Genomic DNA, 14,667 nt, shown 5'->3' with positions numbered 1-14,667 from the left:
GTCGCGCAGGTAGTCAAAGCCGTATTCGTTGTTGGTGCCGTAGGTGATGTCGGCGCGGTAGGCGGCCTGCTTTTCTTCGCGCGACATGTTGGGCAGGTTGATGCCCACCGACAAGCCCAAATAGTTGTACAAGCGGCCCATCCACTGGGCATCGCGATTGGCCAGGTAGTCGTTGACCGTGACCACATGCACGCCATTGCCACTCAGGGCGTTCAAATACACGGGCAAGGTGGCGGTCAGGGTTTTGCCTTCGCCGGTGCCCATTTCGGAAATCTTGCCGTTGTGCAGCGACATGCCGCCGAGCAATTGCACGTCAAACGGACGCAGTTTCATGATGCGCTTGGAGCCCTCGCGCACCACGGCAAAGGCTTCGGGCAGCAAGGCATCAAGCGTTTCACCCTTGGCCAGACGGTCCTTGAAGGCCTCGGTCTTGGCGCGCAACTCGTCCTCGGAGAGCTTTTCGAGGTCGGCTTCCATGGCATTGATCTTGGCCACGGTGTTGCGGTATTTTTTGATCAGGCGGTCATTGCGACTGCCGAAAATTTTGGTGAGGAAGTTGATGGCCATGAATACGGGGCGTGCAGCGCTGACCCAGTGGGGTTAGCCCTGCGACGCCATCCTTTTTTACGAACAGACTGAAATGGGAATAGCGCAACAACCGTCGATCGCCGTCAAACGCTACAAACTGCACCAATTTTACCTGCGCGCCGGGCCGCACCGCCAAGCCCGCGCCAGCTGCCCGGACAAACACCGCCTGTGAGGGTGACCGGGCATCCGTGATAATCCTCTGCCACCCTGATCAGCTCAAAAAATGAACCGCCACCAGCCCGCCATGACCTTGCTGCAAGCCAGCCAGAACAACGCCAGCCTGGCCAAGCTGATGGCGCTGAATCAAGAATCGAAGGCGCGCCTGGACGCCATTGCCCCACTCATCCCTGACACACTGCGGGCCAATGTAATTGCCGGCCCGCTCACCGAGGGAGTCTGGTGCCTGCTCTTGAGCAACACCACCACGGCCGCCAAACTGCGCCAGCTGGTGCCGGCTTTCGAGGCGCAGTTGCGCGTCAAAGGGCTCGACGTAAAAAGCATCCGGCTCAAAATCAGCGGTTCCAGCCGTCCGGGCAGATAGTTGCGGCTCTCCCGACACATAAAATCAAACATGACTCCAGCCGAACTTGAAGAAACCGCCGGCCTGCAAAGTTGCCAGGCCAGCATCCGTGCTGCCATGACCTTGATTGACGCGCGGGTGGACGAATACGCCAGAGAAATCCAGACGCGCAAAGCCTACATGTGGGACGCGCGACGCGACATGGATCACATCGAAAAAATTGCGGTGTGCCAGACCATCGAGCAAGACATGGATTGCGCCGAGGCGCTCAAGACACAGCAGCAAAAACTGGCCAAACTGATGCGCTCGCCCTACTTTGGCCGCTTTGACTTCCATCGGTTGGGCGATCCGCAAGCCCTGCCCGTTTACGTCGGGGTGCATCACTTTCGCGACGATGCGGCGCACGAGACGCTGATTTACGACTGACGCGCACCCATTTCGTCGATGTTTTACGACTTTGAACCCGGCCCGGCAAATTACCTGGCTCCGGTGGACGAAATCGCCGGGCAGCTCTCGCGCAAGCGCCAGATGCGGGTTCGCGATGGCGCGCTGGAGTTTGTGCTCGAGACCGGTGTCAACATCGTCGATGACGTGCTGCAAGATGAACTCAGCCGCGCCAGTAACGACGAGAGCATGAAAAACATCGTGGCCACCATTCAGCGTGACCAAAATGCCATCATCCGCAACGACGACGCGCACGCGCTCATCATCCAGGGCGTGGCCGGCTCGGGCAAAACCTCGATCGCGCTGCACCGCATTGCCTACCTGCTGTACCGTTTCAAAGACAGCTTGAGCTCGGACGACATTTTCATCATTTCACCCAACCGCGTGTTTTCCGACTACATCGGCAACGTGCTGCCCGAACTGGGTGAAGAGCAGGTGGCCGAAATCGGCATGGAAGACCTGGCCGCCGAACTACTGAACCTTCAGTACCGGTGTCAGACTTTTTTTGAGCAGACCACCGTTTTGCTCGAAAAGGTGTGAACGGCTGTCGGTTTCCGCGTAAATCTGGTGTCGAGAACCTTCCGGTCGTGCTCACCCGCTGAGTTCGCCGGCTTCTTTGAACTTCCTTTGAATTGAATTGAGGGGCCCGCTGCGTTGGTCACGGAGGTGTCCTTTTCGAAGCTGCTTTGGATTGGGATAGCGGCAGTGAGCCAAGGCTGTGGCATGGCGCGGCGCCGGTCTTTTGCGTTACAAATCGCTTTGCCTGTGTCAGAAGCAGGCGCGACAGTGCCAGTAACTTGCAGGTCCACACACTGCCGCGCCCCGAGGCCCTACTGGAGAGCAACGTTGCGTGCGTAGTATTTCACGAAGCGTGGGTGGCTGTCCAGACACTGATTTCACGCATGGGCTGGACTGCCCATGCAAACCGATCAACCACCGCCGAGACTCTTTCTTTGCGCTCGCTGCCGCAGCGCCGTCATCATTTGCAGCCACTGTGACCGTGGTCAACGCTATTGCAGCGCCGCTTGTTCGCACCAAGCCCGAAGGTGCGCCCAGCGCGCAGCCGCCAAGCGCTATCAGGACAGCCGCAAGGGCCGTCACGCGCACGCCAACCGCCAGAGGCAATGGCGCTCGCGTCAACAAATAGTGACGCATCAGGGTAGCCCACCACCGCCCATTTTTGATGTACTCCCAACCGACCAAGCAACAGCCTCGCAAGTCGGCGTAAATCAGAACTGCAAGTGCCACTTTTGTGGCCGTGCGGTATCCGTTTTTGTACGTCAGGACTTCCTGCGCTGTCGTTTTCGTCACCCCTTGAGCCAACCAGCATGGCGTACCGATTCACATGAGCATTACCCCTGAACTCACAGCGCAAATCCTGCGCTACCACCACGCCGAGCACTGGCCGGTGGGAACCATCTCGTCCCAGTTGGGCGTACACCGCGAGACCGTCATGCGCGTGCTGACCCAAGCCGGCGTAACCCCAAACGTGCCGGCACAACGAGCCTCGGGCGTGACCCCCTACATGCCCTTTATCGAGCAGACCTTAAAGCAGTTCCCCAATCTCACTGCCAGCCGTCTGTACGCCATGGTCGCACAGCGGGGCTATGGCGGTCGCCCCGACCACTTCCGCCACATCATCGCCAGGCACCGCCCGTGCCCGCCAGCCGAGGCCTACTTGCGCCTGCGCACCTTGCCCGGTGAACAATGCCAATGCGACTGGGGTCACTTTGGTCATATCCAAATCGGTCAAGCTAAACGGCCATTGGCCTTTGTGATGGTTCTGTCCTGGTCCAGACGCATCTTCCTGCGTTTCTTCCTGGGCGCGCACATGGAGAACTTCCTGCGCGGCCATGTTCAGGCCTTTGAGTCATGGGGCTCGGCTTGCAGGGTCGTTTTGTACGATAACTTGAAGAGCGCTGTGCTCGCTGGCCATCCGCTTCAACCCCGCCTTGCTGGCACTCGCGGGGCATTACCACTTCGAGCCACGACCTGTGGCACCGGCCCGCGGTATTGCCCACGTGCTTGTCCATCTTTCCTTTTGCTCATTTCGTAATCTCCAATGTCTGAATTTAACCATCAACTATGGAGTCCGTTTTTCGGGGGCAAGATCAGTCATGTGTCTCAAGACGGACCGAAGTTTGGCAGGCCGTACCGGCTTGCTCAACAGTATCAAACCAGCCGCTTCGACCTCCTGCCTGGCCCGAGCATCAGTGTCCCCGCTGATTACGCAAGCCGGGATTTTCTGGCCCGCCAGAATTTGCAGCCTGCGCACAGCTTCGATGCCGTTGACGCCATCGCCCAAGCGTAAGTCACTGATGATGATGTCGGGAGGTTGGTCCTTCTGCAAGCCATCCGCAGCCATTTTGGCGCCTTCGGCTGCGATGACAGAATATCCCCATGCGGTCAGCATGCCTGCCAAAGCCTCTCGTCCCATCGCATCATCCTCAATCAGCAGCACATGGCGACCTGTTGTTTCATTGGGGACGGACGACAGCAGGTCGTTTTCGTCGCGCATCTCAAGATTGGACTTGCTAAGTGGCACCGTGATGGTCACGCGCGTCCCCGCACCCAATGCGGAGCGAAGCGAAATGGGAAGGCCCAGAAGCCGACAGCAGCGTTCCACGATGCTCAAGCCAACGCCCAAACCCAATCGACGATCACGTTGCGGATTGGCGACTTGATAGAACTCCTGAAACACCTTCTGCTGATCTTCGGGCGCGATGCCAATACCACTGTCCCACACCTCGATGCGCGCGTGGGTGCCAGAAAGGGTTGGTCGACAAGCCACCAGGATGCTTCCGGCACGGGTATACCGGATTGAATTGTTGACGAGATTAAGCAGGATCCGACGCAGCAGAGTGGGGTCCGTCTTTAGCCAGACTGCAGAGGGTCGAACACGCAAACGCAAGCCTTTCGCATTCGCCTCGTTCGCAAGACCGTGTTGCAAGGCATCAAACAGGGTGCTGATGGGAAAGGACTGGATTTGGATTTGGGTTGATTCGACATCAAGGCGGGAAAGGTCGAACATGTCATCCAGCATGTCCTGCATTTCGCGCACTGCAGCTTTCGCACTGACCACCAGTCCTTTAGATTGCGGGTCGCTTGAAAACAGATCGAGTCGATCAATGAACATACCCAAGGCGTGGGCCGGTTGGCGCAGGTCGTGGCTGGCCGCAGCCAAAAATCGGGACTTGTCCAGATTGGCTTGTTCTGCCTCGGCGCGTTTATCGCGCAGCTCTTGGTTTGCCTGTAACAACTCTTGGGTTCGCTCTTGCACGCGCTGTTCAAGTAGCTCATGACTTGACTGCAGTTGGGTCAGATAATGCTGTCGTTCTCCAAAGGTACGTGAGATGGCGGCAAACCAGGGTCGCCAAATGCCGGGAATGTCGGGCATGACTGGCTGCTCAGTGTCGGTGGCCCCGCGTGTCACAAAATCAGCGATCAACAAAGCGGGCGACACATACATGCGCCACAGTACATACTGGATCACAAAGGCGCTGAGCACTAGCACCAGCAGAAGGTAAAACTTGTTTGTATAAGCTTTGGCAACACGTGCGTTCACGGTGGCTTGCGGCAGTTTGAACACAAGCGTCCAGCCAGGGGCACCAAGGCTGGAAGTAAACAACAGGTCATCACCCTTGCGCACGCCTTGCAATTGGGACTTCCCAACCGCGCCATGCCAGTCCGGCGACAGCACGCTGTCTATGCGCTTGATTCCGTCAGGGCCGACTGCTGTTTTTTCGGAACGGTCACCCAGGATTTGGCCTTGCGCATTGGCAATGACCAACATGCCATCAGGGTCAGGAAAGTGACGTAAAAACGCGTTCAGAAAATCAAGCTGCAGATCAGTGGCCACCACGCCCACGAATTCGTCGCCCCAATACACGGGTGCGCCGTGCGACACCATCAGACCAGCCCCAACCTGATCCAGGTAGGCCTTGGTCCAATAAGGTTGCCGCCCTGGATTGTTCTCTGGTGAACCGGCTGTGGCCACTTCATATGTCCAGGCATGTGCCAGAAAGCTTGCAATGGAGTGTTCGTCTGCCAAAAAATCCTTCTTGGGAGCCCAGGGCGCGACCACCAGCAAATCTTTGGAGGCCGCATTGAAATAGGTCCAGCGCAGAAAATCTGATGTTCGCAAGCCATCTCCCAAGCGATCCAATATGGCAACACCTAAATCATGATTGGAAGGTGCGCCACCCGCGCGTGGCTGTTTCGCCCCACTAAGGGCCAACATCTGCCCCACGCGCTGCGCCGGCGGCCACGCGGCCCGCTCTTCAAGGCTGAACTCACCCGCGACGGCTGCGAGCTGGCCACTGCCAAGTGACTTTTGAACCAGATTGGCGCTTGATCCGGGCTCATTCTTGGGGAAATTGTTGGCCCAACTGCTAAGTTGCGTTATTTCATCCGAGGCAGCCTTGATGATGGTCTTGAGGTTTACTGCGCTTTCCTGCACCCGCTGTTTGATCAGGTTCACCTCAATGGCGAACTGACGCTGCCAACCACTCCAGAAAATGCCTCCAACAAGCATGAAAAAAATCACCGACCAAAGTATGATGGCCCGGCGGTAGTATTGGGCCAGTGCATGTGGACCGATTACCTTTGGACGCAAAACCTGATCTGTCGGGGAGGGTTGGGGATTCACAAAATGATTTTTTGAAGAGCACATGCCGCCCAAGAAGGCCAGCTGGTTTTTTTTGCTACTACGGCTAATTCATTGTAATTGCCGGTCACTTCAAAAGGAATTCCCAACTCGATGCCAATTGTGCCGAATTCGAGCAAGGTCAGGCCCACAAGGGCATCGACCTCGGCACGGGCCGGGGCTTTTGTTTCGCTAAGGTAGGGTCGGGGCGTGCTCATGCCCGGATTTTGGCATCCTGCAATATACTGGTCAAATGAACAGTATTGTTTCAGCCAGTCAACCCGTCTCCGTTTCGGAAGCACCATTGCTGGCCTTGCTCATCCGAAACCGCGTGTGTGCTGGCTTCCCATCCCCGGCTGAAGACCTCGGTGCCAAGCGCATCGACCTGACGCAGGTGTAGATCACCCATCCACAAGCCACTTACTTCCTGCGCGCCAGCGGGCATTCCATGGTCGAAGCGGGCATCTTTGACAATGAGATCCTGGTGGTGGACCGGGCCATCAAGCCGCGCAATAACCACATCGTCGTCGCCGTGGTCGATGGCGACTTCACAGTGAAGCAACTCTATCAGCGCCAGGGCCGCATCAAGCTCAAGGCGGCCAATCCGACTTTCCCCGACATTGTCCCCACAGACGGCTAGACCATTGAAATCTGGGGCGTTGTGACCAGCAGCATCAAGCAGTTTCCCGTTTGAGGTGCTGGCGTGTACGCATTAGTTGACGGGAACAACTTCTATGTGAGCTGCGAGCGGGTCTTCCGGCCCAGCCTCAACGCTTGTCCAGTGGTCGTGCCCAGTAACAACGATGGCTGCGCGATAGCCCGCAGTAACGAAGCCAAGGCACTGGGCATCAAGATGGGTGCGCCCTGGCTCCAGATCAAGCATCTGGCTGAATCCGAGGGCCTGGTAGCCTTGTCAGCCAACTTTGCCTTGTACGGCGATCTGAGTGACCGCATGATGAGCTTGGCAGCGGGTCTTGGCCCAAGGCAGGAGATTTACTCCATCGACGAGTCCTTTATCGACCTGACCGGCGTGCGGGGTGACTTGGTGGAGCGCAGTCACAAGATTCGCTCTCGCATCCTGCAATGGGTCGGCATCCCGTGCGGTATCGGTATCGGCGCCACCAAGACCCTGGCCAAGCTGGCCAATCACATCGCCAAGACGGCCGAACGTAAACCCGGCAGCTATCCTGAGCACCTGGCGCAAGTCTGCAACCTGGCGGTATTCTGACGACTTATCTTTCGAGCAAGGACTACCCCACGACCTTGCGTCGCGTGGTGGTCAAGGACGATGCCGGCAAGCGCCTGGTGTTTCTGACCAACAACTTTGCTTTGAAGCCGGAACTGGTCGCCGACCTGTACCGGCAACGCTGGCAGGTGGCGTTGTTCTTCAAATGGATCAAGCAGCATTTGCGCATCAAGGTGTTTTTTGGCACCAGCGAGAACGCCGTCAAGACGCAGATATGGATTGCCATATCGACCTACTTGCTGATTGCCATCGCAAAGAAACGTCTGCATCTTGATCATCACAGCCTGTATCAAATCCTACAAATCCTGAGCTTGTCCATGTTTGAAACTATCCCAATAAATCAACTACTTACGCCACCCAAAATAAATTCAGACCCAGATTTCGAGCCAAATCAGCTCGCTCTCCTTTGAAGAACGTTGGGACACTACTGTATTGATGTGTAAACTTACACGCATAAAAAGCGCTGACATCGTCAAAAAGATCAAGGCCGATGGCTGGTTTTTGGCGCATCTGACGGTGCCACCCCCAGAGAAAGGCATGTCGCTGCCCACGGCGCGCAGCATCCTCAAACAAGCGGGCCTGTGAGGCCGTACGCAAGCCCACCATTTTGTTCTGAGTCATGACCACCCCCTCCCCCCAACCCGGCAACCCCAAATCGCTCTCCGGCCTGTTGCCCTTCTTGCGGCCCTACCGCGGCCGCATCGGCCTGGCGCTGCTGTTTTTGGTGCTGGCCGCCGTGGCCACGCTGGCTTTTCCGCTGGCCTTGCGCAACCTGATCGACGGTGGCCTGGTGCAGACCGACCGGGGCGCGCAGGTGATGGCCTTGCGCGAGCATTTTGTGGCGCTGTTTGCCGTGGCGGTGGCTTTGGGTGTGTTTTCAGCGGCACGCTTTTACATGGTGAGCTGGCTGGGCGAGCGCATTACCGCCGATGTGCGCAATGCTGTGTATAGCCACGTGCTGCAGCAAAGCCCGGCGTTTTTTGAGACCACACAGACCGGCGAGGTGCTGTCACGCCTGTCGGCCGACACCACGCTGGTGCAAACGGTGGTGGGCTCGTCGCTGAGCATGGGGCTGCGCAATCTGGTGATGGGCATTGGTGCTCTGGCGGTGCTGGTCTGGACCAACCCGATGGTGATGGTGCAGGTGCTCGGTGTACTGGTGCTGATTGTGCTGCCCGCAGCCTGGTTTGGTCGGCGGGTGCGCAAGCTCTCACGCGCCAGCCAGGACCGCGCCGCCGATGCCAGCGCCATTGCAGCCGAGGTGCTCAATGCCATCCCCGTGGTGCAAAGTTACACCGCTGAAGGGCGTGAAGCAGCGCGTTTTAACCAGGCCACCGACAACGCGTTTGAGGTGGCGGTGCGCCGATCAAAGGCACGCTCGGTGCTGGTGGCCTTCATCATCATCGCCACATCGGCGGCGCTGCTGTGGGGCCTGTACCAAGGCACGCAGGCGGTGATGGCCGGGCGCATCAGTGCCGGGCACTTGGGGCAAACGGTGCTGTACGTGATCATTCTGGCCAGTGCTTTTGCCATTTTGGGCGAGGTCTATGGCGACCTGTTGCGCGCTGCCGGAGCCACCGAACGGCTGATGGAATTGCTGGCAAGCCAGTCTTCGGTGATGTCGCCACCGCATCCCACTGCAGCCCCGGTGCCGGTGCCGGGCAGCAAAGTGCAGTTTGAGCATGTCACGTTTCATTACCCTTCGCGACCCGGGCAGGCGGCATTGACTGATTTTTCCTTGGACATTGCCCCCGGTCAGACCGTGGCGCTGGTGGGGCCCAGCGGAGCTGGCAAGAGCACGGTGTTTCAGCTGTTGCTGCGTTTTTACGACCCCGCCGCGGGGCGGGTGCTCAAGGACGGTGTGCCAACGCGTGAGCTGGCGCTGACCGACCTGCGTCATGGCATTGGCATCGTGCCGCAGGACGCGGTGATTTTTTCCAGCAGCGCGCTGGAGAATATTCGCTACGGCAGGCCCGACGCCAGCGACGCCGAGGTGCGCGCTGCGGCACAGGCGGCTTTTGCCGAAGAGTTCATCAGTGCCCTACCCCAGGGTTTTGCTACCTTTTTAGGCGAGCGTGGTGTGCGCCTGAGCGGCGGCCAGCGTCAGCGCATTGCGATTGCCCGCGCCATGCTGAAGAACCCGCCGCTGTTGCTGCTCGACGAGGCCACCAGTGCGCTAGACGCCGAAAGCGAGCGCATGGTGCAGGCCGCGCTGGAGTCAGCCATGCGCGGGCGCACCACGCTGGTGATTGCGCACCGCCTGGCCACTGTGATCAAAGCCGACCGCATTGTGGTACTGGACCAGGGCCGGGTGGTAGAACAAGGCACCCACGCCGAGCTGCTGGCCGCCGGCGGCCTTTATGCCGGGCTGGCGGCGCTGCAGTTCAATGGCAATTAGCGGCCTCAGGCCAAGTGGCGCAGCTCACGCAGTGCCACCGACACCGGTGCCAGGTCTGCGCCCTGGGTGCTGATGGTTTGCAGCAGTTTGCACAGGCGCTCGATGCTGGCGGCATTGGCCGCGGCCCAGCTCTGCACATCGTCATAACGCTGCAGCACGCTTAGGCTGATCTGGTTGGCAATGGCATACACGTCTTCGCGCGCACTGCCGCGGGCCTGCGTTTGCCACAGGCTGTCGGTGGGCAGGCGGTTGATCTGGGCCCGCCAGGCGCTCAGGCCCAGCCTGCTGTCAATCCCAAAATAGGTTTGGGCAGCCTGGGCCAGCGTGGTGTTTGCCTGCTCGGTCAGGTCCACGAGGTCGAGCGCCGGGAAGACGAATTCGAGCGCACTGAGCTTGCGTGCCAATTCCGGGGCCACACCCGCCTGCTCCAGTTTTTGCGTGCCCTGTTCCAGGCCTGCCAGGGCACCGGTGGGCAACCAGGCGTCCAGATGGGCGTGCAATTCACGGGCTCCGGGCTGGTAACGCGCAATCAGGGTCGGCAAATCAGACGACTTGTTGCGTGCGCGCAGCATCCAGCGCGAGGCACGTTGCGCAATGGCAATGAGTTTGCTCAGCAGGTCAAGCTGCAAGCTGCTGGCCACGACACCGTCGAGCGCGTCGATCTGGGCCCACAAGGGTTCCAGGTCAAGAATTTCCAGCGCCAGCGTGTAGGCGCGCACCACATCGGCCGTGCTCGCTGCGGCTTCAGTGGCCAGAAAGTTGACAAAGGTGGCGCCACTGCGGTTGACCACGGTGTTGGCAACATAGGTGGCGATGATTTCGCGCTTGAGCGGGTGCTGGTCGATGGCCGTGGCAAACTTTTCGCTCAAGGCTTTCGGAAAATAAGCTTTCAGGACCCGGGAGAAATAGGGGTCGTCCGGCAAATTGCTGGCCAGCAGGTCGTCAAACACCGACATCTTGGCGTAGGCCAGCAGCACCGCGCCTTCGGGTGCCGTCAAGCCCTGGTTGAGCGAGCGGCGGCGCACGATTTCATCGTCGCTCGGCAAGAACTCGATGGCACGGTTCAGCCGCCCGGCCCCTTCCAGCCACTGGATCAGGCGCTGTTGACCGCCCAGCACATACAGTGGCCGGTGGCAGGCCACGTCGAGCGCCTGGGTCTGGTAGTAGTTGTCGGCCAGCACCAGCTGGGCAACTTCGTCGGTCATCGAGGCCAGCAGGTCGTTGCGCTGCTTGAGCGTGAGGTCGCCTGCCTCCACCACCCGGTCGAGCAAAATCTTGATGTTGACCTCGTGGTCAGAGCAATCGACGCCGGCCGAGTTGTCAATGGCGTCGGTGTAGATCAGGCCGCCGGTCTGGGCAAACTCGATGCGGCCGAGCTGGGTGCAACCCAGGTTGCCGCCCTCCACCAACACCTTGCAGCGCAGTTGCCCGCCGTTGACCCGGAACGCGTCGCTGGCCTTGTCGCCCACTTGCGCATGGCTCTCTTGCGAGGACTTGACGTAGGTGCCAATGCCACCGTTGTAGAGCATGTCTGTCGGGGCCTGCAGCAGCGCATGGATCAGCTCGTTGGGCGCCAGCGTCTGCGCCTCGATGCCCAGCACCTCGCGCGCCGCCGCTGACAACGTGATCGACTTGGCCGTGCGCGGGTAGATACCGCCACCCTCCGACATGGCGCTGCGGTCATAGTCGTCCCAGCTCGAGCGCGGCAAATGGAACAGGCGCTGGCGCTCGGCAAAGCTGCGTGCCACGTCTGGCGCGGGGTCGATGAAGATGTGCCGGTGATCAAACGCGGCCACCAGCTTGATTTGCGTGGACAGCAGCATGCCGTTGCCAAACACGTCACCCGACATGTCGCCAATGCCGACCACAGTGAAGGGTGTTGTCTGGATGTCGTGCGACAAGGCCCTGAAATGGCGCTTGGCCGACTCCCAGGCGCCGCGCGCGGTGATGCCCATTTCTTTGTGGTCGTAGCCCACCGAGCCGCCCGAGGCAAACGCGTCGCCTAACCAGAAACCGTAGTCTGCCGAGACGCTGTTGGCCGTGTCGGAAAAGCTGGCCGTGCCCTTGTCGGCAGCCACCACCAGATAGGGGTCTGGCGCGTCGTGACGCACCACGTTCGCGGGCGCCACCACCTGGCCCTTGACCAGGTTGTCGGTCAGATCGAGCATGCCCGACAACATTTGCTTGTAGCAAGCAATGCCCTCGGCCCGGAACGCTTCGCGATCGCTCTGTGCTGGCGGGGTTTTCAGAATGAAACCGCCTTTGGAGCCGACCGGTACGATCACGGTGTTTTTGACCTGCTGGGCTTTCACCAGGCCCAGAATTTCGGTGCGGAAATCTTCCGGACGATCAGACCAGCGCAGTCCGCCGCGGGCCACCTTGTTCATGCGCAGATGGATGGCTTCAACGCGCGGTGAATAGACCCATATCTCGAACATTGGCTTGGGCTCGGGCATGCCAGGCACATCGTGCGACTGGAATTTAAAGCTCATGTAGGGCTTGTGCGCCCGCTCGGCTGTGGTCTGCCACACGTTGGTTCGCTGCGTGGCCAGAATAGTCTGGTGGTACTGGCGCAGGATGCGGTCTTCGTCCAGGCTGGCCACCCCGCCCAATTGGGCAATGATGTCTTCATTGATACTGGCTTGCAGCGTGGCCCGGTCGGCCTCCAGAGCCGGGTCGAAGCGTGCTTCAAAGAGTCGGTACAGGGCTTGCGCCAGCCCGGCATTTTTGTACAGCGTGGCTTCCAGGTAACTCTGGCCGTACGGAAAATCAAGCTGCTTGAAATATCGGGTGTAGGCGCGCAACACCGCAATGGCTCGCGCATCGAGCGTGGTTGCCAGCACCAGCTTGTTGAGATCGTCGCTGTCGAGAACTTTGCACCAAACGCGCACGAACAGGGCTTCGAAGCGCTCGCGGATCACGGCAAAGTCGGCCTCTGGCGGCAGTTGCAGTCCCAGGTCGTGAATCCAGTATTGGATGCCATCGGTATCGGGCTTCACGCCCTCCAGGCGGTAGGGGTGCTCGTCGAGCACGCGCGCGCCCATGCGCTCGAGTACCGGCAGCGAATCCGACAGCGCCACCTTGCTCAGGCTGAAAATCTTGAAGCGCACCATGCCGGGCGCGCTGTCGAGCGGCCGGTACAAACGCACCGCCATCGCCTGCTGCTGCGACAGGCTGTCGAGCACCTTTACATCGTCGGCGGCCCTGCGGCCGGAAAAATCTTCCTGGTAAGCGGTGGGAAAGCTGTCGGCAAAACGCTCGGCCAAAGCCAGGCCATGGCTCTCACCATGAATGTGCAGCAAGGCTTGCCTGCAATCGTCTTCCCAGCGTTGGCAAAGACGGGTGATGCGTGCTTCGAGCGCCGACACATCGACCGCTGCGGGCTCCTGCTGGTCAGCACGAATGAAGTAATGGATGCGCGCCAGCGGGCTGTTGGTCAGCGTCGGCGTGTACTCGATGGACTGACCGTTCAGCGAGCGGCAGAGTTCGTCACCAATTTTGGAGCGCAGCTCGGTGTTGTAACGGTCGCGGGGCACGAACACCTGTGCCGAGGTGAAGCGGCCAAAAGGATCGCGGCGCAGGAAGACGCGCACGCGCTGGCGCTCTTGCAAACGCAAAATACCCACTGCGTGGTCGGTTAGCGTAACGGTATCGACCTGAAACAGTTCGTCGCGCGGGTAATCATCAAGAATCGTCTGCAAGGACTTGGCGGCATGGCTCTCGGGCAGCACGCCCACGGCAGCCATGACATCGGCGGCGCGGCGCCGGATTTGGGGAATGTCCGTAACCGCAGCAGCGTAGGCCTTGGAGGTGTAAAGCCCCAGAAAGCGGGCTTCGCCAATGACTTTGCCAGCGGCATCATAGCGTTTGACCGTCAGGCAATCGAGCCAGGCCAGACGATGCACGGTGGCCCGCGTCATGGCCTTGGTGACCAGCACCAGCTGGTCTGAATCCAGAAATTCAATGGCATCAGCAGGCAGGCGACTCTCGGGCGTTTTGGGTTCACCGCGCAAAATACCCAGCCCCGATTCGGCCACAGCCACCAATTTGACGCCCGCCTCGTCGCGCACCAATTGGTAGTCGCGCGCGCCCAAAAAAGTGAAGTGCTGCGCTTCGAGCCAGTGCAGGAATTCAACGCCTTCCTGTTGCCCCTTGGCCGACAGGGGCGAGCGCGCAGAGTCTTCCCTGACGGATTGCAGATGCTTGAGCATGGGAGCCCAGTCGCTCACCGCGGCGCGCACATCATGCAACACCTGCGACAGCTCGGCGGCGAGCTGCTGGCGGTCAGACTCCAGCAAAATGCGGTCGCATTCGAGCAGAATCAGCGAAGAAATTTGAGCGCTATGGTCTGCGTTCTGCCGGGCCAGCCTGGCATGTTTGACCTTGCCGTTGGCATCGCGCTCGAGCGCCAGCAGCGGGTGCACGACCCAGTGCACCATGCGGCCGCTGCGGTTGATGGCCATGGTGACCGAGTCCACCAGGAAAGGCATGTCATCGTGCACCAGTTGAATGAGCGTGTGATCACTGTCAAAGCCGTCTTCAGCAAGCGCGGGATTGAAGACGCGAATGCGCTGGCCTGCTGCGTCAGGAGCAGCACCCAGCAAACGCCAGTGCGCAGAGGCCAGGGCCAGCAGCGTTGCTGCGCCACGCTGCTGCAATTCGTCGGGGTCGGTGTTGTCAAAATAGGCCGCCACGAAGTCGGCCAGCACGGGCGCAGCTGCACCGGCGTTCTCCAGGGTATAGGTACGCAGGTCAGCAGGGTTCGCATGGGTCATGCAGTTCTCCAGATAATGCTTTGAATAGCTGATATTTTAGGAACTGTAGCC

10 protein-coding genes and 4 pseudogenes are annotated in these 14,667 nt (G+C 59.6%); 10 read left to right on the top strand and 4 right to left on the bottom strand.

Features of this window, described 5'->3' with window-relative positions; genetic code table 11:
* Positions 1-567: pseudogene (gene secA / locus IBX54_RS01255) on the bottom strand (preprotein translocase subunit SecA); the annotation flags it as partial.
* A gap of 244 nt (positions 568-811) precedes the next feature.
* Between secA and IBX54_RS01250 the strand changes: the two are divergent.
* The 4 genes and pseudogenes from IBX54_RS01250 to istA all read left to right on the top strand — a co-directional run.
* On the top strand, positions 812-1,129 hold the full coding sequence (locus IBX54_RS01250; RefSeq protein ID WP_296540843.1) for a hypothetical protein: 318 nt from the start codon (positions 812-814) through the stop codon (positions 1,127-1,129).
* Between the two features lie 30 nt (positions 1,130-1,159).
* Complete coding sequence (locus tag IBX54_RS01245) at positions 1,160-1,534, top strand: hypothetical protein (protein ID WP_296540842.1); 375 nt, start codon at positions 1,160-1,162, stop codon at positions 1,532-1,534.
* 18 nt (positions 1,535-1,552) lie between these two features.
* Positions 1,553-2,092, top strand: coding sequence for a hypothetical protein (locus IBX54_RS01240; protein WP_296540841.1), 540 nt, complete (start codon positions 1,553-1,555; stop codon positions 2,090-2,092).
* A gap of 805 nt (positions 2,093-2,897) precedes the next feature.
* Positions 2,898-3,564 (top strand): annotated as a pseudogene (gene istA / locus IBX54_RS01235) (IS21 family transposase); the annotation flags it as partial.
* 71 nt (positions 3,565-3,635) lie between these two features.
* Here the strand turns inward: istA and IBX54_RS01230 are convergent.
* On the bottom strand, positions 3,636-6,200 hold the full coding sequence (locus tag IBX54_RS01230) for an ATP-binding protein (protein ID WP_296540840.1): 2,565 nt from the start codon (positions 6,198-6,200) through the stop codon (positions 3,636-3,638).
* Positions 6,197-6,415 carry a hypothetical protein gene (locus tag IBX54_RS01225; RefSeq protein WP_296540839.1) on the bottom strand — a complete coding sequence of 73 codons (219 nt, stop codon included), beginning with the start codon at positions 6,413-6,415 and terminating at the stop codon, positions 6,197-6,199. The genes IBX54_RS01230 and IBX54_RS01225 overlap by 4 nt, the downstream gene beginning before the upstream one ends.
* A 35-nt stretch (positions 6,416-6,450) precedes the next feature.
* On the opposite strand from IBX54_RS01225, the gene IBX54_RS15205 reads away from it, so the two are divergent.
* The 6 genes and pseudogenes from IBX54_RS15205 (at position 6,451) to IBX54_RS01200 (ending at position 9,841) form a co-directional block, all read left to right on the top strand.
* Positions 6,451-6,597 (top strand): hypothetical protein, encoded by a 147-nt coding sequence (locus IBX54_RS15205; protein WP_367141795.1) that lies wholly within the window; start codon positions 6,451-6,453, stop codon positions 6,595-6,597.
* On the top strand, positions 6,598-6,837 hold the full coding sequence (locus IBX54_RS15200; RefSeq protein WP_367141796.1) for a LexA family protein: 240 nt from the start codon (positions 6,598-6,600) through the stop codon (positions 6,835-6,837).
* Positions 6,838-6,900: 63 nt separating this feature from the next.
* Positions 6,901-7,413: pseudogene (locus IBX54_RS01215) on the top strand (DNA polymerase V subunit UmuC); the annotation flags it as partial.
* Between the two features lie 29 nt (positions 7,414-7,442).
* A pseudogene (locus IBX54_RS01210) lies at positions 7,443-7,853 on the top strand (transposase); the annotation flags it as partial.
* Between the two features lie 25 nt (positions 7,854-7,878).
* Complete coding sequence (locus IBX54_RS01205) at positions 7,879-8,028, top strand: addiction module toxin, HicA family (RefSeq protein ID WP_296540838.1); 150 nt, start codon at positions 7,879-7,881, stop codon at positions 8,026-8,028.
* A gap of 34 nt (positions 8,029-8,062) precedes the next feature.
* Complete coding sequence (locus IBX54_RS01200; protein WP_296540837.1) at positions 8,063-9,841, top strand: ABC transporter transmembrane domain-containing protein; 1,779 nt, start codon at positions 8,063-8,065, stop codon at positions 9,839-9,841.
* A 5-nt stretch (positions 9,842-9,846) separates the two neighbouring features.
* On the opposite strand, the gene IBX54_RS01195 is transcribed toward IBX54_RS01200, so the two are convergent.
* Positions 9,847-14,616: an NAD-glutamate dehydrogenase gene (locus IBX54_RS01195; RefSeq protein WP_296540836.1), complete on the bottom strand. Its 4,770-nt coding sequence runs from the start codon at positions 14,614-14,616 to the stop codon at positions 9,847-9,849.
* Between the last annotated feature and the right edge of the window lie 51 nt (positions 14,617-14,667).

This window comes from Rhodoferax sp., from assembly GCF_014859475.1.
GTDB lineage: Bacteria > Pseudomonadota > Gammaproteobacteria > Burkholderiales > Burkholderiaceae_C > Rhodoferax.
The sequence above is the reverse complement of the archived record's forward strand: the minus strand, read 5'-3'. Positions and strand labels throughout refer to the sequence as shown.